Origin of the sequence: Mobiluncus mulieris (assembly GCF_014204735.1) — a bacterium.
Taxonomy (GTDB): Bacteria; Actinomycetota; Actinomycetes; order Actinomycetales; family Actinomycetaceae; genus Mobiluncus; species Mobiluncus mulieris.
Window position 1 is genome coordinate 119,913 of sequence record NZ_JACHMA010000001.1, and the last position, 21,381, is coordinate 141,293.

Annotated in this window: 17 protein-coding genes and 1 tRNA gene; 17 read left to right on the forward strand and 1 reads right to left on the reverse strand. The window is 55.6% G+C overall.

Features of this window, described 5'->3' with window-relative positions:
• Positions 1-2: 2 nt before the first annotated feature.
• The 11 genes from F4555_RS00490 to thrB all read left to right on the forward strand — a co-directional run bounded on the left by F4555_RS00490 (position 3) and on the right by thrB (position 12,123).
• Complete coding sequence (locus F4555_RS00490; protein WP_115325596.1) at positions 3-1,385, forward strand: hemolysin family protein; 1,383 nt, start codon at positions 3-5, stop codon at positions 1,383-1,385.
• A complete protein-coding gene (locus tag F4555_RS00495) occupies positions 1,378-2,436 on the forward strand; it encodes a hemolysin family protein (RefSeq protein WP_004013203.1) in 1,059 nt (352 codons plus the stop codon). The genes F4555_RS00490 and F4555_RS00495 overlap by 8 nt, the downstream gene beginning before the upstream one ends.
• 227 nt (positions 2,437-2,663) lie before the next feature.
• Positions 2,664-3,506, forward strand: coding sequence for a M23 family metallopeptidase (locus F4555_RS00500; RefSeq protein ID WP_004015582.1), 843 nt, complete (start codon positions 2,664-2,666; stop codon positions 3,504-3,506).
• Positions 3,507-3,551: 45 nt separating this feature from the next.
• The gene (locus tag F4555_RS00505) at positions 3,552-4,442 is read left to right on the forward strand and encodes a glycerophosphodiester phosphodiesterase (RefSeq protein ID WP_036383988.1); all 891 of its coding nucleotides are present in this window, start codon (positions 3,552-3,554) and stop codon (positions 4,440-4,442) included.
• Positions 4,443-4,593: 151 nt separating this feature from the next.
• Positions 4,594-4,794 carry a hypothetical protein gene (locus F4555_RS00510; RefSeq protein ID WP_004013200.1) on the forward strand — a complete coding sequence of 67 codons (201 nt, stop codon included), beginning with the start codon at positions 4,594-4,596 and terminating at the stop codon, positions 4,792-4,794.
• A 167-nt stretch (positions 4,795-4,961) separates the two neighbouring features.
• Positions 4,962-5,034, forward strand: a tRNA-Arg gene (locus F4555_RS00515).
• 300 nt (positions 5,035-5,334) lie between these two features.
• The gene (gene argS / locus F4555_RS00520; RefSeq protein WP_004017258.1) at positions 5,335-7,014 is read left to right on the forward strand and encodes an arginine--tRNA ligase; all 1,680 of its coding nucleotides are present in this window, start codon (positions 5,335-5,337) and stop codon (positions 7,012-7,014) included.
• Positions 7,015-7,052: 38 nt separating this feature from the next.
• Positions 7,053-8,669 carry a diaminopimelate decarboxylase family protein gene (locus F4555_RS00525; protein WP_103758815.1) on the forward strand — a complete coding sequence of 539 codons (1,617 nt, stop codon included), beginning with the start codon at positions 7,053-7,055 and terminating at the stop codon, positions 8,667-8,669.
• A gap of 27 nt (positions 8,670-8,696) precedes the next feature.
• Positions 8,697-9,992 carry a homoserine dehydrogenase gene (locus F4555_RS00530; protein WP_004013197.1) on the forward strand — a complete coding sequence of 432 codons (1,296 nt, stop codon included), beginning with the start codon at positions 8,697-8,699 and terminating at the stop codon, positions 9,990-9,992.
• A 36-nt stretch (positions 9,993-10,028) separates the two neighbouring features.
• The gene (thrC, locus tag F4555_RS00535; protein WP_004014627.1) at positions 10,029-11,168 is read left to right on the forward strand and encodes a threonine synthase; all 1,140 of its coding nucleotides are present in this window, start codon (positions 10,029-10,031) and stop codon (positions 11,166-11,168) included.
• Positions 11,169-11,202: 34 nt separating this feature from the next.
• Positions 11,203-12,123, forward strand: coding sequence for a homoserine kinase (gene thrB / locus F4555_RS00540; RefSeq protein WP_115325595.1), 921 nt, complete (start codon positions 11,203-11,205; stop codon positions 12,121-12,123).
• A gap of 43 nt (positions 12,124-12,166) precedes the next feature.
• On the opposite strand, the gene F4555_RS00545 is transcribed toward thrB, so the two are convergent.
• Entirely contained in the window at positions 12,167-13,078 is a 912-nt protein-coding gene (locus F4555_RS00545; protein ID WP_004017256.1) for a fructosamine kinase family protein, read from the reverse strand.
• A 74-nt stretch (positions 13,079-13,152) separates the two neighbouring features.
• On the opposite strand from F4555_RS00545, the gene rho reads away from it, so the two are divergent.
• The 6 genes from rho (at position 13,153) to folE (ending at position 21,378) form a co-directional block, all read left to right on the forward strand.
• Complete coding sequence (gene rho / locus F4555_RS00550; RefSeq protein WP_004014629.1) at positions 13,153-14,940, forward strand: transcription termination factor Rho; 1,788 nt, start codon at positions 13,153-13,155, stop codon at positions 14,938-14,940.
• Positions 14,941-15,133: 193 nt separating this feature from the next.
• Positions 15,134-16,582, forward strand: coding sequence for a C40 family peptidase (locus F4555_RS00555; protein WP_115326096.1), 1,449 nt, complete (start codon positions 15,134-15,136; stop codon positions 16,580-16,582).
• Between the two features lie 19 nt (positions 16,583-16,601).
• The gene (gene tilS / locus F4555_RS00560; RefSeq protein ID WP_004018091.1) at positions 16,602-17,804 is read left to right on the forward strand and encodes a tRNA lysidine(34) synthetase TilS; all 1,203 of its coding nucleotides are present in this window, start codon (positions 16,602-16,604) and stop codon (positions 17,802-17,804) included.
• A 49-nt stretch (positions 17,805-17,853) separates the two neighbouring features.
• Positions 17,854-18,405: a hypoxanthine phosphoribosyltransferase gene (gene hpt, locus F4555_RS00565; protein WP_004013190.1), complete on the forward strand. Its 552-nt coding sequence runs from the start codon at positions 17,854-17,856 to the stop codon at positions 18,403-18,405.
• A 100-nt stretch (positions 18,406-18,505) separates the two neighbouring features.
• Positions 18,506-20,803: an ATP-dependent zinc metalloprotease FtsH gene (gene ftsH, locus F4555_RS00570; protein ID WP_004014632.1), complete on the forward strand. Its 2,298-nt coding sequence runs from the start codon at positions 18,506-18,508 to the stop codon at positions 20,801-20,803.
• Positions 20,800-21,378, forward strand: a complete 579-nt coding sequence (gene folE / locus F4555_RS00575) for a GTP cyclohydrolase I FolE (RefSeq protein ID WP_004013188.1) — start codon at positions 20,800-20,802, stop codon at positions 21,376-21,378. The genes ftsH and folE overlap by 4 nt, the downstream gene beginning before the upstream one ends.
• Positions 21,379-21,381 lie beyond the last annotated feature (3 nt).

The window sequence follows — 21,381 nt, forward strand, 5'->3', positions numbered from 1 at the left end:
CTATGAATCCGGTTTTGATAGATTGGCTGATGGTAGCGGTTGGGGTGCTGCTCACTTTTGGCACCGCTCTGTTCGTGGCGGCGGAATTTTCTTTCGTGGCCGTGGACGAAACTAAGGTATCGATGCGCGCCGCCAACGGGGATAAACGCGCCGCCTTGGTGAAAAAAGCTATTTCTCGCCTGTCTACGCAGCTATCGGGAACCCAGGTGGGAATCACTCTTACCACCATCCTGTTGGGATACACCACTCAGGCTGCTTTGACGCGGCTGATTACCTCGGGTTTGGGATACACCGGGGTGGCGTTGGGGGTTTCTGCGGTGGCGGGGGGAATCTTGGCGCTGGTATTGACCAACGTGTTTTCTATGGTTTTCGGGGAACTGGTTCCGAAAAACTTTGCTTTAGCTGATCCTCTGGGGGTGGCTGGGAATGTGGTGCGCTTCCAAAACGTCTTTACCTGGCTGTTCACCCCCATCATTGTGGTGTTAAATGGCTCGGCTAGCTGGGTGTTGCACCGGCTGGGGGTGCATTCTGTCGAGGAACTTTCCTCGAAACGCTCTGCCCAAGAACTCGCTGCTCTGGTACGTCAAAGCGCGGAGGCTGGGAAACTTGATGTTTCCACCGCTTCCCTGTTTACCCGTTCATTGCATATTTCGAAACTGTGTGCCAAAGACGTTATGACCGACCGGGGGCGTATCCACTACCTACAACAAGATGCCACGGCGGCAGATTTGATTATCCTGGCGCGCGAAACCGGGTATTCTCGCTTCCCAGTGGCGGGGGACGGAGGACTGGATGATATTTTGGGTTTCGCCAACCTGCGCCGTGCGGTATCCGTGCCCTTCGAACGCCGCGAGGAAGTTCCAGTGGCGTCCTCTTCGCTGATGTTCGAGGTTCCCCGTGTCCCCGAAACCATGGATTTGGCGGATTTGCTGCTGATATTGCGTGAAGCGGGGAGTCAAACCGCTGTGGTGATTGATGAATACGGCGGTACTTCTGGTTTGGTGACGCTTGAAGACGCTGTGGAGGAAATCGTGGGCGAGGTCAGTGACGAACACGATCAACACGCGGCGGGGGTGAATGTGGTGACCGAAACCTCGTGGATGGTTCCCGGGGTGATTCGTCCTGATGAACTGCTGTTACAAAGCGGGGTGGAGCTGCCTGACGAAGGTCCTTACGAAACTCTGGGTGGTCTGATTATGAACGAGCTGCGCCGCATTCCTGCCCAAGGGGACGAAGTTGAAGTAGGTGGGTATCGGCTGCGGGTGGAACAGCTGGAAGGCCGCCGGGTTTCCCGGGTGCGTATCACCAAAATCTTTCCCGACACGGGCTCGAATGACTCAAAGGGCTCTAAATCATCTAAAGATTCGGGAGCCGAACATGAATAGTTGGCTGGGCTTGGTGGTGATGGTGGTGCTGCTGGCGGTAAACGGGTTTTTCGTCGGTGCCGAGTTCGCTGTTACCGCTTCGCGGCGCGCTGAAATCGAGCCCTTGGTCAAAGCCGGTAAACGCGGCGCTTCGGCGGCTTTGTTTGCGGTGGAACACGTCTCGGAGATGCTGGCCACCTGCCAGTTGGGTATTACCCTGGCTTCCACGGGGCTGGGGGTGGTGGCCGAGCCGGCCTTGGCGCAACTATTGACCCCAGTAGTCGAGTTGACCGGGGCACCTGCGGTCACGGCGCATGCTGCAGCGGTGTTGATAGCGCTGCTGATAGTGCTGTATCTGCATGTGGTGGGGGGTGAGGTTATCCCTAAGAATTTGTCAATTTCCGCCCACACCACCCTGATTTTGTTTTACGGGCCTACATTGGTGGCGTTGTCTAAAAGTGTTGCCCCGATTGTTCGAGCCATGAACAAAGTGGCGAATTTTTTCGTGCGCTTGGCTGGCAAGGAGCCCCGTGACGAGGTTGTCAATACCTTCACTGTCGAGGAGATGACCTCTATTGTTAAGAAATCCCAGGCAGAAGGTACGGTGGAAGACGATTTGGGGTTGCTCTCGGGTACCCTGGAATTTTCCACCGAACAGGTTTCGGGGGTGATGGTGGGGCTGAAACACCTGGTGACGCTGCCCCGCGATGTTAGTGTTTCTGGAGTGGAAAAAGCGGTGGCTCGCACCGGGTTTTCCCGCTTTCCCGTGGTGGACAAGGCCGGGCGGATTTGCGGATACCTGCACATCAAGGACGTGATTGCAGTTGACGAGGCTCGGCGCGACGAGCCCCTGGAATCGTGGCGAATTCGGGAGCTGACCGAGGTTAGCCCCGATATGGAAGTGGAAGACGCGCTGCGGGTGATGCAAAAGCAGGGAACTCATCTGGCGGGGGTGGTACCCCGGGCGGGGATGGAGGTTAGTGGGGTTATATTTCTAGAAGATATCTTGGAAAGGCTGGTGGGCGAGGTTCATGATTCTCTCCAGCGTGATAGTGAACATGGGGCTTCATGAGGCGCTAGCACCTCATGAAGCCGAGCGAAAATCACCCCGGTCGAACGGAAGGTGACCCCGAAAATTCACGCTAAACTCCCAGTTTTTCCCCAAGAAACCCGCAAAAATCCCCAAATTTTGTGACCAATGTGAAAAGTGTGAAAAATGAGGCTTTCAAACCCTTGAAAAATGTTATCGACTTGTTATAAACTTTTAGGCAGTTTGCTAAGCATCCAGAAAGGTGACTCGTGGACAGCGAAAAACCCCGCTCCCGCAGGGAACTGCGTGAAAGAGAACGGCAGCAACGCCACTCCTGGTTTAAACTTGCTTTCGGTGGCGAGAAAAAGCTCCATCACGGTGTGATGCGGGCAGCACTGCTTGGATTGGTGGCCTCGGTGACCGTGGTAGCGCCCCTGACTGGGTTGGTCTCCCCGGATTTGTCTACTGCTGTCCCCAGTAAGATTTTTAACACCGGCGAGACCCTGCTGTCCCTGGTGGCTGCCTCGGAAGAGGTGACACTGTATGACTCGGATTTGAATGCAGTGCCGGCTTCGAGCCGAATTCGCCTCAAGGAAGCCCAGCAACTAGGTGGATGTGTCTCGAAAGAAGACTCCGCTAACGGGGATGTCAAGGCAGCTGCCACCAAAGAAACCCTGGTGTGGCCCATGTTCCAAGGTTCTTACACTTACACCTCACCTTGGGGAATGCGCATTCACCCGATTACCGGGGAACGCATGATGCATGAAGGAGCCGACTGGGCAGCGCCTAGTGGAACCAATATTTACGCCGTGGCCGACGGAGAGGTTGTGAATGCCGGGATACAAGGTTCCACGGGGATTATTACGATTAAACACCATCTGAACGGGGTAGTGTTCTATTCTCGCTATCTGCACATGTACTCCAATGGGATTTACGCTGCCAAAGGCGACATGGTTAAAGCTGGGGATTTGATTGCGGGAGTTGGATCTACCGGGAGGTCCACTGGACCGCACTTGCATTTCGAAATTCGCAACTCTAGGATGGAATCCATCGAACCCCTGAGCTTCATGGAAAAACACGGTGCGGTGTATTTGAACCAGCGTTGTGACTAGTTTTTACAGCTTGTAGCCTCCGGGAGCCTGGGTGACAATAGAGGTATGTCGCGATTTTGCTCTTATCCTTATCCGCTACCTGCCGCTGTGTTTCCTCTCGAGCCGGGGCACCTTGGGGCGGTGGCGCGCAACCAGGAAACTGTAACAGCTAGGGAAACCGGAGAGACTGTGGAGCACCGCAAGCCGGTGCTATTAGCCCATCGTGGTTCCCCCCTGGCGGGAGTGCCCGAGAATTCGCGGGCAGCCTTCGATGCTTGTATCCACAGTGGAGAGGCGCGGGGTTTAGAAACTGATGTTCATGCCACTCGCGACGGCTATCCTGTAATCAGCCACGACCCGCAGTGGCACGCGGCGGATGGGGATGTAGTGATTGCCGACGTGACCTGGGCGGAGCTGTGTCGGTACCGGCTTCCTAACGGCGAGGATCCGCTGGGTTTCGAGGAATTCCTGGATCGTTATCCCGGAATTTATGTGAATATCGACTTCAAGGTTGCTGCGGTTTTACCTGAAGCCTTGCGGATTCTTGAGGGTCGCAGGGATTTAGAACGGATGGGCTTGGCTTCTTTTTCGGCCGGTCGAGTTTGGGAGATAGCGGCACGACTTGGACACGAACCGGGGTATCTGCCGGGTAGCGCGGACGTGGCGCGTTTCTTGTTGGCTTGTGAAAGCGGTGTCTTGTTTAGTGGTTTGCGGCAGTGCCGTGGGGTGGTGCCGCGTCTGCTACGTGAGTACTCCTGTGCGTTTGCGGTGCCAGAGCGGTTGTGGGGAGTGACGGTGCTCACGAGGCGCTTTATAGCGGGAGCGCATGTCTTAGGGTGTCCGGTTTATGTGTGGACTGTGAACGAGACCTCGCAGTTTCAGCGGCTCGCGCGGCTGGGAGTAGACGGAGTTTACACCGATTTTGTCCATACATTACATCAACTTCAGACAATTTGATGTCCCGGAATCAGGGTGTAAGTCCCGCATTTTCAGGCAAAATACCCGCATACATGAATGAATCATTGTAGTGAGCTAAATAACTGCTTGGAAGACGGGGTGAATCCTGGTAGGTTACTGTGCGAGTGAGATTCCCCGGGAGGAGGCAACAATGGAACGCCCCGCGATTCGTTTGGTCGATGCCGTTGCCAGTCAGAGTCATAGTCATGAAGCTTTGAAAGGCAGTCGTGTGAATGAACGCGTCTGGAGGGATGCCACTGCGGAGAGTCGCGAACGCGCGGCCACTTTTGTTTCGTTGCGTTTGATGATGTATAACTCGGCGGCACATCGTGCCTTGGATACTGATTTCTAGTTTGGGCTAGAATTTGAGGGAATCCGGCCGGGTGCGGCCGGATTTTTGATTTGTGACTGGGTTTGGTTTCTAATTTCGTGGTTGTCCTCGGTTTTATGTGGACTTCTTTTGAGGTGTCGGTTTTTACCTGTAGCGTCTCTTCGCTAGGATGGTAGGGTGAATTGTTCGCCCCGGTAGCTCAGTGGATAGAGCGTTTGCCTCCGGAGCAAAAGGTCGTGGGTTCGAATCCCGTCCGGGGCACAACTGGAAACGTTGCTATAAAGCCAAAAGGTCATGTTCTAATAATGGGGTACACCCCTTTAGGACATACGCAGGACATAAGCGAAACAGTTTTCGTTTTGGTGTTCCTTCCCGAACAACGGAAGGAAACAACAATGAACACGCTAACCGCTTTAGGCGGAACTCCTTGTGTGAGTTGAGCATGTTATGAAACGCGGCTTTTGCCGCGTTTTATAACTTTGAGCGGTGCCCGCGAGTGGTGGAGCTGCAGTGTTGGTAGCCGTATTTGGGACGGGTCATGGCAGACGGTAGGGTTAAAGCGTGACTCCTGAAGAACTGACGAAACGGATTATTGCTGCGCTTACGGTGGTGGCAAAAGAAAACAGTCTTGACCTCAATGAGGTAGATTTGGGTGCGAAAGTCAAGGTGGAACGCCCCAAATCCCGTGAACACGGGGATTGGGCCACTAATATCGCGATGCAACTGGCCAAGACAGCAGGGGTGAAACCCCGTGATTTGGCGGAAATGTTTGTGAAAGCCATCAGTGGAATCGAAGGCGTGGAATCGGCAGAGGTCGCTGGACCCGGATTCATCAATATCCGCCTGGAAGCCGGGGCTGCGGGAGCTCTAGTGGCCGATATTTTGGCGGCGGGCGACAACTTCGGCCAGAACCAATCCTTCCAAGGCCAGCACATCAACCTGGAATATGTTTCCGCAAATCCGACCGGCCCTATCCACTTGGGTGGGGCCAGATGGGCAGCGGTGGGTGATTCCCTGGCGCGCCTCATGAAATCGAGCGGAGCTAAAGTGACCCGGGAATATTACTTTAACGACCACGGCACCCAAATTGACCGTTTCGCGGCCTCTCTGCTGGCCGCAGCGCGCGGCCTGCCCGCCCCCGAGGACGGCTACGGCGGGCAGTATATTGCCGATATCGCCGCCCAGGTGCAAACCCAAGCCCAGCAAGCCGGCGACCCGGATCCCGCTACTCTGCCCGATGCGGCGGCACAGGAGTACTTCCGGGCACATGGCGTGACCCTCATGTTCAGCGAAATCAAGGCAGCGCTCGCAAAATTCCGCACTGAATTTGACGTGTTTTTCCACGAAAACTCGCTCTATGAAACCGGCAAAGTAGAGGCCGCTATTGAGTTCTTGGATGGCTTGGGTGAAATTGCCCACAAAGACGGCGCGACCTGGCTGTTAACCACTAAACACGGGGACGACAAAGACCGGGTGCTGATTAAATCCGACGGCAACGCGGCCTACTTCGCGGCCGATATTGCCTATTACCGGGACAAGCGCGAACGCGGCGCAGATTGCGCGATATACCTGCTGGGAGCAGACCACCACGGCTATATTGGGCGCATGATGGCGATGTGTGCGGCCTTCGGCGACACCCCGGGGGTGAACCTGCAAATTCTAATCGGTCAGCTGGTGAACCTGTATCGCAGTGGCCAACTGGTGAAAATGAGCAAACGTGCCGGCAACATCGTCACCCTGGATGACTTCGTAGAGGCGGTTGGTGTGGATGCGGCGCGTTACTCGCTGGTGCGCTCCTCGATGGATACCCAGTTGGACATTGACCTTGACGTGTTGGCTTCACATACTAACGAAAATCCCGTGTATTACGTGCAGTATGCGCATGCTCGCACCTGTAATGTTGCGAAAAACGCGGCATCTCATGGGGTGTCACGAGGTGCTGGCTTTGATCCTGGGCAGTTGCGCGCCGCAGCGGACGGGGAGCTAATTGGAGTCCTAGCACAATTCCCTACTACCGTAGCACAGGCGGCCACGGAGCGTGCTCCGCACCTGGTGGCGCGGTATTTGGAAAACCTGGCCGGGGCGTATCACGCCTGGTACGGCAAACGTCGAGTCACCCCGGCAGGAGACGACCCGGTTACGGCCGAACATGCGGCTTTATTGGCACTAAACGACGCGGTCACAGTAGTGTTGAGGAATGGATTGAACCTGTTGGGGGTTTCCGCTCCCGAACGGATGTAAACCCCGACCCCGCCAGATAGTCCTGACCAGGAGGCATTGTGAGTCAAGATTCTTTAGCCCCCGAAGACCCGGCGTGGCTCGCTCCCGGCGACCCGGGTTTGCAAGCCTTGGCCGCCCCGGAACCTAGCGAGCGGCCTGATATGTGGCCGGCTGGTTTAAACCGCGCGGCCTCCGGCGAACTACGTATACATGGGCAAAACCTGGTTGCGCTGCTGGCGCAACAACATGGACGCACCCCGGTGTTCATCATGGATATGGACGATTTCCGGAAGCGAGCGCGAGCCTGGCGCGAGGCCTTCACAAAGACTTTCGGGAAGGGCAACGCCCAGGTGTACTATGCCGGCAAAGCCTTCCTGTGCCTGGGGTTGGCGCGTGTTGCCACAGCGCAAGGACTGGGGCTGGACACGGCTTCTTCTGGTGAGTTGACACTGGCTTTGGCTAGTGGGATTGACCCGTTGCGGGTCGGCCTGCACGGCAACGGAAAGTCTGCGGCTTTGTTACACCAGGCGGTCAGCGCCGGAATCGGGCGGATTATTATTGATTCCCTGGCCGAAATCCCCCGACTGCAAAGAGTTTTGGATGCGCTGCCTCAGGCCGCGATGGTGCCGGTGATGATTCGCTTGACCACCGGGGTTCACGCCGGGGGGCATGAATATATCGCCACCGCGCATGAAGACCAAAAATTCGGGCTGTCCTTGGAGCCGGGTACCCACGCTGGATTGTGCCCGGATGACTCGGATTGGGACGGTCGCTATGCGGTTTCACCGGCGGACTCGCCGGCGCTAGCAGCGGTGAAACTCATCTTGGCTGATGACCGGTTAGAACTGGTGGGTTTGCATTCCCATATCGGTTCGCAGATTAGCGCCTTTGCGGGTTTCACGGCGGCTGCGCAGAAAATTATCGAGTTTCGCGGCGCGGTAGCGCGCGAAACGGGCTATTTAGTGCCGGAAATCGATCTTGGAGGGGGATACGGGGTGGCCTACACAGCGGCGACACCACCCGGGATGGCACCTCATGAAATCGCCGAAAAACTGTACCGAGCGGTACAAGACGCGTGCGAGCAACACGACCAGCCGCTCCCCGCAGTCTCGGTGGAGCCCGGAAGATCGCTGGTAGCGCCCACTACCATCACTTTGTATCGCGTGCTCAACATAAAAGATCAACCCGTGGGAACCCGCCTGGACGGCAGCGTTGTGTATCGCCGCTATGTCGCGGTGGATGGGGGAATGAGTGACAATATTCGCCCTGCGCTCTATGACGCGCACTACACGGCGACCCTGGCAAACCGGCTTAGTGCCGCGCCGCTGGTGGCTACGCGCGTGGTGGGGACACATTGCGAATCGGGGGATATTGTGGTGCGAAACGTGGCTTTACCGGCGGATTTGACGGAAGGCGACCTGCTGGCAGTGCCGATGACGGGAGCCTATGGTTGGTCGATGAGTTCGAATTACAACTGGTTTACCCGCCCCGGAGTGTTAGGGGTGTGGCAAGTTTCCAGCGACGATACGGATTCGGCTTCACGAGGTGCCATCCCGGAAACGAAAGAAACTTGGCGGGCGGACTGGCTAATTTCTGGGGAAAACGCCGAAGAAATGCTGGCGCACCACGACCCGGCGTTTAGGAAATATTTATGGACTCACCCCGTGATACCTTAGGGTGAGAGCCGATACGGAAGGGTAAATATGAGCGAAAAAACCGTAAAAATAGGGTTACTGGGAGCTGGAACTGTTGGTTTGCAGGTGGCGCGAATCCTGAGAGAACAAAACCGGGAACTTAGCGCGCGTGCCGGGGCAAAACTAGTGTTGTCCGGGGTGGCGGTGCGCGATACCGGTAAGGTGCGCCCGGGAATAGACTCGGCGCTGCTTACCAGCGATATTGACCGGGTAATCGATAATGCGGATTTAGTTATCGAGCTGATGGGCGGTTTGGAACCGGCACGTACCGCGATGCTTAGAGCCCTGCAGCACGGCAAAACCGTGGTGACTGGGAACAAGGCCGTGCTGGCAACGCATGGGCCGGAACTGAATGTTGCGGCCGACACCCACGACGCGAGCTTGTACTTTGAGGCGGCAGTGGCCGGGGCAGTGCCGGTGGTGTATGGTTTGCGCGAATCCCTGGCAGGAGACCGCATCAACCAGGTATTGGGGATTGTAAACGGCACCACGAACTATATTCTTGACCAGATGAGCACTCAAGGCTGGTCCTATGAACAGGCCTTGGCTAAGGCTCAGGAGCTCGGCTTCGCCGAAGCCGAGCCGAGCGCCGATGTGGAAGGACACGACGCGGCTGCGAAATGCGCGATTTTGGCCTCATTGGCCTATCACACTCGGGTGTCTATCAGTGATGTTCCCACCAAGGGGATTACCGAGATTACCCCCGCCGATATTGCCCAAGCACGCGAGGCCGGATATGTGGTGAAGCTGTTGGCCAAAGCCGAACGGGTGATGGTAAACGGGCAAGAACAGATTGCTTTGGGGGTGGAACCAACCCTGGTGCCACAAACACATCCCTTGGCGGGAATTAACGGGCCGTACAACGCGATTGTGCTGGAAACCGAGTTTGCGGGGCGACTGATGTTTTACGGGGCGGGAGCTGGCGGGGCACCTACTGCCTCTGCGGTGCTTTCCGATGTGGTGGCCGGGGCGGGGCATATTGCGAACGGGGGGCACGCTCCCCGCGAATCGACCTATGCGGCCTTGCCAATCAGCGACCCGGGGTTGGTACAAACCAGGCTGCAGCTGCGCCTGGAGGTATCACAGCAAATCGGAGCGCTCTCCCAAGTGCTCCAGGCTTGCCTTGACCAAGGGGTTTCGGTGGCTTCCGTGCGTCAGCCTTTGGTTGAATCGGGGGCTGACCAGGCCACTTTGTTTATTTCCACGCATTCGGCCAGCCGCCAGCAGCTCGACGCGATTTTGGCGGTTTTGGCCAAATCCCCCTTGGTGCATAGAATCGCATCGGTGCTGTCAGTTGAACAGTAGCCCTAGCCGTAAGAGAGAATAAGGAGTGATTCACCCATGGCTAATGTGTGGAGCGGCCTGATTGAGGAATACCGGAACCGTCTTCCCCTGGAACCAGGCGACCCCGTAGTTACCTTGTTCGAGGGAAACACCCCTTTGGTGCGAGCATCGCGACTCGAAGAGCGGGTGGCGCTGGCCAGTGAAGCGGTGGGCGTGGACGCTAGTGGCACCAGGATTTACGTGAAATTTGAGGGTGCCAATCCCACTGGGTCGTTTAAAGACCGGGGGATGACCATGGCGATGACCAAGGTGAAGGCGGCTGGAACCCAGATGGTGGCTTGTGCTTCTACTGGAAACACTTCCGCTTCCGCTGCCGCCTACGCGGTGGCGGCCGGGGTAGAATGCGCCGTGGTTCTTCCGGCCGGCAAGATTGCGCTGGGGAAACTGGCACAAGCGGTGATGCACGGGGCGAGACTGGTGGCCGTGGATGGGAACTTTGATGACTGTTTGCGTATCACCCGGGAGCTGACCGAAAAATACCCGGTTGCATTGGTGAACTCGATTAACCCCTATCGGCTGCAGGGACAGAAAACCGCCGCCTTCGAGATTTGTGATGCTTTAGGGGATGCCCCGGATATTCACGTGTTGCCGGTGGGTAATGCTGGTAATATCAGCGCCTACTGGATGGGGTACAACGAATACTTTGGACATAAAGTGGCTTCTTCCATCGAGGACTCTGCCATGAGGCTCAAACCGCAAAGCACCAAGGTGCCCCGCATGTGGGGTATCCAAGCCGAAGGGGCGGCTCCTTTCGTGGCCGGAAAACCCGTTGAGAACCCCGAAACTGTGGCCACCGCCATTCGCATCGGCAACCCGGCTTCTTGGGATTATGCGGTGGCGGCTCGCGATGATTCCCAGGGACTGATAACGGCCGTATCGGATGCGGCCATTATGGAAGCCCAAGCGATTTTGGCCGCTGAGGTAGGGGTGTTTTGCGAGCCCGCTTCAGCAGCGAGCGTCGCGGGGTTGCTGGCCTTGGCAGCAGAGGGTAAAGTGCCCGCCGGCGCTAAAATCGTGTGTACACTCACAGGTAACGGGCTTAAAGACACCGCCACCGCCATGGAAAATCGAGGGAATATCGCCCCCCAGGTGATTGCCCCGGAGTTGAGTGCAGCCGTTACCGCTTTGGGGTTGTAAGTCCAGATAGAACCGAGGGAAAGACCGAACAGCCATGAGGATAGTACGCGATCAGGTTACTGTCTGTGTTCCAGCTTCATCAGCTAATCTAGGTTCGGGTTTTGACGCTATAGGCTTGGCCCTTGAAATACGTGACGAAATTACGGTGCGTGCCATCACCGGTGCTACCCGAGTCAGCGTGGAAGGCGAAGGGGCTGGGCGAGTCATGAAGGATGAAGACAATCTGGTGGTACAGTCGCTACGCCTGGGCTTGGAAACTGTGGGGGCGCCGCAAATCGGTATAGAGATGCATTGCTTGAATCGGATTCCTCACGGGCGGGGTCTGGGGTCATCCTCGGCGGCGATAGTTTCCGGGTTGGCGGCCGCCAGTGCGCTGGTGGAACCGGGAGCGCTGCCCGCCGATAAAATCTTTCAACTGGCCACCAAGCTAGAAGGACACCCCGATAATGCTGCTCCCGCTGTTTACGGGGGTGCCGTGGTGGGATGGATTGAACCTGCCAATCCGCGTGACCCGCAACAAGCCGGGGAATCCCGGGCTTTTGCGCTGCCCTTTCCGATTCATTCCGAAGTGAAAGTCACGGTGTTGATTCCCGACTTTCAGCTGGCCACTTCGAAGGCACGCGGACTGTTGCCTGAATTTGTTCCGCACCGGGACGCGGTGTTCACCGCCGGTAGGGCGGCCTTGCTGCCTTTGGCGTTAAGCGCGCATCCGGAACTGCTGTTTTACGCTACCCAAGACCGGTTGCACCAAGAATACCGTCGCGAAGGGATGCCAGCTAGCCTGGAACTGGTGGATTATTTACGGGCGCAAAATTATCCGGCCGCAGTTTCCGGTGCCGGTCCCACGGTTATCGTGTTCTCACATCTGCCGGTGGCGTTACGCCAGGGTCTGGAACATAAAGGTTGGAGGGTGTTATCCCCGGCGGTGGCTGGAACCGGGATTATCACCTCATGAACCCGCCACCAAGCGGACGAGAACCGCACCGAGAGAAAAGTATTTAGGTGTATTGTTGCAAAATCCGGCTTACCGCGTGCAGATATCCGCCCCCAAACAGTGCTAAATGCAAGGTCATCATATACAGCTGGTGCAAGGACAGGCGTTCTTTCCACCCGGGGCTCAACGGCGAGACACTTTGATAACCAGCATAGATTTCGTTGATATACGGCGTGGAAAACACTTCGCATTCCGCTAAATCGGTTTCGGCGTGACCCCCGTACGCGCTGGGGTCAATCAGGACGATGCCGGGGCGTGTCCAACACAGATTCCCCGCCCACAAATCCCCGTGTAGCCTGGCGGCGGGGGTTTTCACGAGTTGCGGTTGCGGAGAATCAAACTCTCCGGTTTGTAACACGTGGTACAGTTTCTCGAATCGTGCCATTAGCTTCGGGGGTAAATCACCATGTTTTGCGGCGGCCTCGGCCACCGGTTGCAGGCGTTGCGCGCTTAACCAGGTTCCGAAAGACTGATATGGAAAGTCCTTTCCAGCGGGAACCACGCTCATGGGCATCAGTCCTTTAAAGGCCTGCTCGCTGTCCCACGTGGGGGGAGCTGCCCCCCATCCGGGTGCCCCGGCGGCGTGGGTGGCAGCTAAGGCGGCTCCGAATTCATGAGCGGCTTTCGGGGATTGAAAGCCGTCTTCCAAGAGCTCCAGGTGTAATCCGGCGTGGTCGTGGCGCAACACTTTTACGATACGTGCTCCATTTGCCTGATCCAGCCACTCTAAGCTGGCGGCTTCATAGGCCAGAGCCTGGGGAGTGCCTTGTTTAAGAAATTCAGCTTTTGACATGTTTTTAAGCATAGCTGCCCGATGCGTTTTACTTTGGAACCTAAAAACTAGTATCATCATTATTAGGAAGGTTCTTACCTCCAGGTTCGCGGAATTGTGCCGAACCGAAGCTGCCTGATTCATTTTTCGGAATCAGTGCGCCCCGAGTCTTCACCCGGGGAAGTTGTATTCTATCTCCTCCTAAGATAAGGAAACTGGTGAACGATAATCAATCATTTGCTGCAATGAAACTGGGCGAACTGCGCGAGTTGGCAAAGTCGCTGGGAATAAGGGGAATCTCGCAGGCGCGCAAACCCCAACTTATTGAGGCTATCCAAGAAAACCAGATGGCTCAAGGTTTCGGTTCGAAGCAGGCCGAGGCTGGTTCCCCCCAAGAATCGGAATCGGCACCGGCCGGTGTCAAGGATAACTTAGAGCAGCTCTCGAAAGAAAGCGGAAAAAGGGGCGCTAAGGAAAACCTCAAGGAAAGTGGAAAGGAAGACTCGCCGGAAACGCTGCCTACTCGGGGACGTACTCGGCGGCGTGCCTCGGCACCAGCGGGGGAACCCGAGCATGAATCTGAGGTGAAGCTTGATGTTAAAGCAGCGCTGGAACATGATTTGGGGGCGGCTCCGAGTAAAAAAGAGTCGCTTGATGCCAGCATGGAAGAATTGGAAAGTATCCCGGTTTTGGAAGCGGTAGCTAATGAGGCCAGTGCTAAGAGGGAGTTTAACCAGGAACGCTCCGAGCGTTTTGAGCGACGCAACCGCAACCAGGAACGTGGCCGTAACCGCAATCGTAACCGCAATCGGGGTCGCGAGCGGGATGAAAACGATAATGGTAGTTCTTCTAGTGGCGGCGAGGAACTGAGTCCGGAAGAAATGCTGCCTATTGCAGGTATCTTGGATATAAAGGAAAACCACGCTTTTGTGCGCACTTCGGGATATCTGCCTGGATCCAATGATGTTTACGTTACTTTGGGGCAGGTACGTCGCTGGGGACTGCGTCCCGGGGATGCCATTGTGGGAGCGATTCGTAAACCTCGCGAGGGCGAAGTACAGCGTGTGAAACATAATGCGTTGGTGCACCTGGAGTCTGTCAATGGGTTGACGGTTGAAGAAGCACAGGGGCGGGTGCAGTTCGAGAAACTTACCCCCTTGTATCCAGATGAGCAACTGCGTTTAGAGACCAATGCTAAGGCGGTAACCTCGCGGGTGATTGACCTGGTGGCTCCAATCGGTAAAGGACAGCGAGGTTTGATTGTCTCGCCTCCGAAAGCCGGTAAAACCATTATTTTGCAACAGATTGCGAATGCGATTTCCATTAATAATCCGGAAGTCCACATCATGGTGGTTTTGGTTGATGAGCGTCCCGAAGAAGTCACCGATATGCAACGCACTGTAAAGGGTGAAGTTATTGCTTCGACTTTCGACCGACCCGCTAATGAACATACGACCGTGGCGGAACTGGCGATTGAACGTGCTAAACGCCTGGTGGAACTGGGTGGGGATGTAGTGGTTTTGCTCGATTCCATCACTAGATTGGGGCGGGCTTATAATCTGGCGGCTCCCGCTTCCGGACGGATTCTTTCCGGTGGGGTGGATGCCTCGGCGCTGTATCCGCCCAAGCGTTTCTTTGGGGCGGCGCGTAATGTGGAAAATGGTGGGTCGCTGACGATTTTGGCCACTGCCCTGGTTGAAACCGGTTCCAAGATGGACGAGGTAATCTTCGAGGAATTCAAGGGCACGGGCAATATGGAATTGCGTCTGTCTCGGGAGCTGTCTGAAAAGCGCATCTATCCGGCGGTGGATGTCAATGCTTCGGGCACTCGCCATGAAGAGGTACTGTTGACTAAAGAAGAACTGGCTATTATGTGGCGCTTGCGTCGTTTGATGGCCGGACTGGAAACCCAGGCGGCCACCGAACTGGTGTTGAAGAAGCTAAAGGACACCCAGTCTAATGCCGAGTTTTTGATGGTGGTGGCCAAGACCACCCCGGCCGAGTAAGACACCGCTGGTTTAGTTTAGGAATAATTTGGCGCGGCTCTTTTTCAGAGCCGCGCCAAACATTTCTGCACTCTGATTGACACCGGTGGCACTCTCTAAGTCAAGCCCTGCTGTTACAGATGTTACTCGTGATGTTGTAGATAAAATTGGGGAAATTATTAACTTAAGTTAACTTTGGTGCCAAATGTGTTTAATGGTGTTAGAGTTAAGGAAGTTGACTCTCGGGGAGGATATCTTGATTTGTGAAACTCTAGGAACCGAAATATCGCTCAAAACGTGGCAGAAACGCCTCATGGTCGGCGCGGTTCTCGCTGCGTTTAGCTGGTGTGGAGTGGCTTTACCCCCAGCCACTGCCGCTCCGGAAAGCAAATCAGATAAGATTGCTAAACTTGAAAGCCAGATTGCGCAAAACCGTGTCAAAGCCGAAAAGGCTGCCTTGGCTGTAGACCAGACTGCCGCTGCCTATGCCCAAGCCTTTGATGAGCTGCAAGCCGCTGAAACTAGCGCTAAAGCAGCCATAAGCAAAGCCAAGGAAGCCGCTCTAGCCGCCGAGTCAGCTAAAGCCAAACTGGGGTTGCTGGCGGTGGCGAAGTATCGGCAAGAACATCACAATTTGGCTGATTTCGAAACTATTACCGAAACCGATGCCTTCCACACCCAGGCGCTCAAGCAGGAAGTTAATAACATCTTAGGTGCCAAGGCTGATGCTCAGGTACAGAGCCTTACCGCCTTGAAAAATGTGGCGGAGGTTTTGCAAGAAAAAGCCAATCAAGCCGTGCAAGGCAAAAAACTGGCCGCTAAGAACCTGGAAGAAACAGAGAAAAAAGCCCGAGCTCGCGCCCAGGAAGCGGTGAAAGACCTCGAAAGGGCTTCGGCGCAGCGTGAACAGATTATCGCTGAGCTGGCGCGTGCCCGAGAAATTAGCCTCGCTCAGGAACGTGAGCGTCAAGCCAAAGCTGAAGCGGCTAGACAAGCCGCCTTAGCCGCCGCTGCCGAAAAGAAACGCCAAGAGGAAGCAGCTCGGGCGGCTCGCGAGGCCGAACGCAAGAAGGCTCAAGAGTTACGCGAAGCGCAAATCCGTGCCCAACGCCAAGCTGAGGCGGCTCGCAAAGCCCAGGAAGCCGCTGCGGCGAAGGCTCGCGCTGATGCCCAAGAACGAATCCGGGCACAGCAGGCGGCGCAACTTGCCCAAGACCGTGCTGTTAGCGCCGCTAAACAAGCCGAAGAAATCGAAAAGAAACCCGCGAGTATTGCCCCCAGTGCCGCTGCTTCTCAGGGAGTCGGTTCCGCCTTGTTGAGCTGGGCGTATGGCAAAGTGGGCCTGCCCTACATTTGGGGTGGCAGCGGCCCGAATGGCTATGATTGCTCCGGCTTGATATATGCCGGAATGAGAGACCTCGGTTTTTCGATAGCGCGCGTCGCTTCGGGGCAATACTCCAGCTTGGCGAATATCTCTTATGCGGAGCGCCAGCCGGGGGATTTAATCTTTTTCTCTTCGGATGGAACCGCCGCCGGGGTCTATCACGTCGGGATTTACGCCGGTGATGGCAAATTACTCCACGCCCCCAGACCGGGGCAAACAATTACGGTAGTGCCGCTTTACAGCGTGAATAAAATCATGCCTTATGTAGCGCGACTCTGAATTGTTATAGGCTTATTTCATGACTGACGCGATTGCTCCCTACATTTCGGCAACCGGTCGAAGCAAGGAGCTGTGGAACCACGACGCTGGCGGGGCTCTGGGTGAAATTCAACTCGTATTGAAAGACTGTCTGGGGGACGACGACTATACCGATACCTTGCTGGTGGTGGCACTTTCCGGCGGCCCGGATTCGCTGGCTTTGGCGGCGGGTTTGTTGCGGGCAGCGACGCGGCGGGTTCCAGCGGGTAATCTGGTGGCGTTAACGGTAGATCATGAGTGGCGTGCCGAATCGGCAAGCGAGGCCGCTGCGGCGGCTAAGTGTGCTCGGGATTTGGGCTATGCTCAAGCGAAAGTGCTTCGCGCTCAGATTCCGGAGACCGGCGCAGGACCCGAGGGGAGCGCCCGGGAAATGCGATGGCGCCTCATGACGCGAGCAGCACTGAGTATCGCGCGCGAACGCAAGCTAAAGAGCATCCATTTCTTCACGGGACACACCCTGGATGACCAGGCCGAAACTGTGTTGTTACGGCTGGGGCGCGGTGCCTCCCTGTTGGCGCTGTCAGCGATGTGGCCAGTTGACATGCTGGATTCCACCAGCGGATTACCTCGGCGTGAAGAACCCCTGGAGAACTCTGTCAAAAACGACGAGGATGTCCTGGTGTGGATTTCGCGCCCACTATTGGGGGTGCGCCGGGAGACTACCCACGAGGCGTGTCGCCAAGCCGGGCTTATTCCTGCCCACGACCCCACCAATGAACTGGAATCTGAAGCTAAAACCGCAGCGGGCGAGGCTTTGCCGCGTGTGGCGATACGTCAACGCGTTTTACCGGAATTACGGCGAGCCTTGGGACAAGACCCTGCTCCCGCGCTGGCACGTTTAGCCGAGCAAGCCTATAGCGACGAGATGTATCTGCAAGTAGAAGCCGCTGAGGTATTAGATAAAGTCTTTATGGACGAGGCTACGTGGGATGTGGGACAACCCTTGAGACTCGATTTTTCCGGAATAGGAAAAGCAAGAATCGTGCCGCGCCCAATCCTGCGTCGCGTAATGTATCGGGCTGGGCGCTGGGCGGGAATGCGAGCGGGGGATGTTACCATGGAGCATCTCGAATCCGTGACGGATTTAGTGCATGATTGGCACGGGCAAGGGCCGCTGGATTTGCCCGGAGTTCAAGTGTCTAGGGAGAACGGCCAGATTGTGTTTAGAAAGACTGGTAATTAGTCCCTTGAAAACGGTCTAGAATCAAGTAGTAAATTTAGAAAGGAACCTGATGGATGCCAATGACATGGGCAGTGACCTCCAAAAGATTTTGCTGACCGAAGCACAAATTCAAAACCGCCTAGCACAGATGGCGGCTGTAATTGACCAAGACTATGTTGGCCATGAAATCCTCTTAGTGGGGGTGCTGCGTGGCGCGGTTATGGTGATGGCTGATTTAGCCCGCAAACTCCACACCCCGGTAGCGATGGACTGGATGGCGGTTTCCTCGTACGGTTCCGGGACTAAGTCTTCGGGGGTGGTGCGGATTTTGAAGGATTTGGACACTGACATCAAAGACCGCCACGTTTTGATAGTCGAAGACATTATCGATTCGGGTTTGACACTGTCATGGCTAGAGTCTAACTTGCGGGGTCGCGGTTGCGCTTCGCTTAACATTGCGGCTTTGTTGCGCAAACCTGACGCAGCCAAGACCACCATTAGTCCGCGTTATGTAGGTTTCGATATTCCCAACGAGTTCGTGGTGGGCTACGGTCTGGACTATGCGGAAAAATACCGCAATCTGCCATTTGTAGGACTTTTAGCCCCCCACGTCTACGAGTAGCTCTAGTTGTCTCGAGACAGAGGTGTCAACTTAGGGTTATTTTCATCCCGGCGGACTTGATAGGCTTAGGGGGTCTAGTAAATCGAAAGAAAACGGGAAAATGGAACATAGTCCAAAACTTGCCAAAAAAAGGCGGCTCACCGGGTGGATAACCCTGCTGGTAGTACTGGCGGTACTAGCAGTTATTATGATGATTTCGGTCGGGTCTGGTCCCAAACGCATCACCACTGCGGAGGGCATCGATTTGTTGGCGAGCCACACTGTGGAAAAAGTCGTGATTAATGACGGCACTCAAACTGTGTCGATGACCTTGACCAAGGATTATAAACGTCCTAAACGCTATCTACCCAAGGAAGGTCTGTTCGGAATCAAGCCTGACCCGGTAGTGGGCAAAGAAGTCGTGTTCACCTATGTGCGACCTCAAGCGGAAACTGTGGCCACCGCCGTAGCAAAGGCTGACCCCCAGAAGGGTTACGACTCGATTTACCCGGTCTCCACTTGGTGGGAGAGCATGCTGACACTGATGATTCCGATGTTGCTATTGTTCGGCCTGTTCTTCTGGTTCGCTTCGCGGATGAGTGGTGGAATTAGCTCCTTAGGATTCGGGAAATCTCGGGCACGGAAATTTAATAAAGAGGATGAAACCAAGGTTACTTTTGCGGATGTGGCCGGGGTGAATGAAGCCGTAGAAGAGCTGCAAGAAATCAAAGAATTCTTGGCTGAACCAGATAAATTCCATAAGCTGGGTGCGAAAATTCCCAAAGGCGTGTTGCTCTATGGCCCTCCGGGCACCGGGAAAACCCTATTGGCTAAAGCAGTAGCGGGGGAAGCTGGGGTGCCCTTCTTTTCCATGAGTGGCTCGGAATTCGTGGAAATGTTTGTGGGTATGGGAGCCTCTCGAGTGCGGGATTTATTTGAGCAAGCCCGTAATGCTGCTCCCGCGATTATTTTCGTCGATGAAATCGACGCGGTAGGACGTCACCGGGGCACCGGTATGGGGGGAGGCCATGATGAACGCGAGCAAACCCTCAATCAGCTATTGGTGGAAATGGACGGCTTCGACGAGCGTACCAATGTAATCCTGATTGCGGCTACCAACCGTCCCGATGTGCTTGATCCCGCCTTGCTGCGCCCGGGACGTTTTGACCGGCAAGTAGCGGTGGAAGCTCCTGATATCAAGGGGCGCGAAGCTATCTTGACAGTACACGCCAAGAACAAACCCCTGAGTAAAGACACTGACTTGAAAGCCCTAGCGAAACGTACTCCCGGATTCACCGGGGCTGATTTGGCTAATGTTTTGAACGAAGCCGCACTGTTAGCAGCGCGTCACACGCGGGAAGAAATCAATGCTAGCGACCTCGATGAAGCTGTGGATCGAGTGGTGGCCGGACCCCAGAAACACTCTCGGATTATGAATGACCACGACAAGCTGGTAACTGCCTATCACGAGGGCGGGCACGCTCTTTGCGCGGCAGCCTCGAACTATTCCGATCCAGTTACTAAAGTGACAATTTTGCCGCGTGGGCGGGCGCTGGGTTACACCATGGTGATGCCCACTGAAGATCGCTATTCCGAGACTCGCAATCAGTTGCTCGACCAACTGGTTTACGCCATGGGCGGTCGAGTGGTGGAGGAAATCGTGTTTCGCGATCCTTCCACCGGGGCGGCTAATGATATTGAAAAAGCCACCGAGATTGCTCGAAAAATGGTTACCAGATGGGGATTATCTGCGGGCTTGGGAACAGTGAAGTACGGTAGTTCCCATGATGAGCCTTTTGTGGGGATGGAATATGGTAGGGGGCCGGGGTACTCTGATACCACGGCGGCCACTATCGACCAAGAGATTCAGCAGCTTATGGAAGCAGCTCACCGTGAAGCCTGGTGGATTATCGAAAATAACCGCGATATTCTCGATGAATTGGCCAGGCGCCTGCTCGAAGAAGAAACCCTGGACGAAAAAGCCTTGGCCGAAATCTTTGCGGGCGTGACCAAGTCGGCAAAACGCGGAACATGGCAGTCCTATCCCGGGCTGGAAGCCGCGAATCGTGAACCGATAGAAATCCCCGAGGCGGTACGGATTCGAACCGCTAAAGCCCTTGAAGCCACCAGCGGTAACTTTGCGCTTGATGCCGCGAACCGTCCGTTGGCCGAAGCTGGTTTGGGGGGGACAGTGCCTTTCAACCCGGAAGAGGTAAACTCCGCCCCTACGACTGGTTCTATCTCGAGTGACGCTCCGAATCCAGCGCAGCCCCCGAAACCCCCGGCTGACGAGATCCGGATTCTCGACGAAGAAGAACCTTATACCACCAACCCTTCCTCTCAGGATTCCCCCGATTTTCCACCCCTACCGCCGAGTAATCCCAGCTCAACAACACCTTCCGGGGAGGCTAAACAATGACTGTACGTAAATACGATGCTGCCAAAGTGGAACAAGCCGTGCGGGATTTGCTTGCCGCCGTCGGTGAAGATCCCCAGCGAGAAGGCCTGATAGAAACCCCGGCGCGACTGGGACGCTCATTTGCGGAACTGTTGGAAGGCTACCGTGAGGATCCCAAAGAACACCTGCGGCGTTTGTTTCCCGTCGATCACAATGACCTGATTTTAGTTAAAGACATTCCCTTCAACTCCACCTGTGAACATCACCTGTTGCCCTTCTTTGGACACGCCCATGTGGGCTATATCCCGAAGGGTAAACGAGTCACGGGGTTGTCTAAGCTAGCGCGTCTAGTGGATGGTTATGCCCACCGTTTACAGGTTCAAGAACGCCTCACCGAGCAAATCTCGCAGGCCTTGTGGGAAGTGCTCGACCCGCTGGGAGTGATAGTAGTATTACAGGCCGAACACATGTGCATGACGGTACGCGGGGTCAAAAAACCCGGAGCCAGAACCACCACCTCGGCTGTACGCGGGGTGATGCAAAGCTCCCAAGTTACCCGTTCGGAAGCTATGAGTTTGATTCTGTCTCGAGATTAGGCC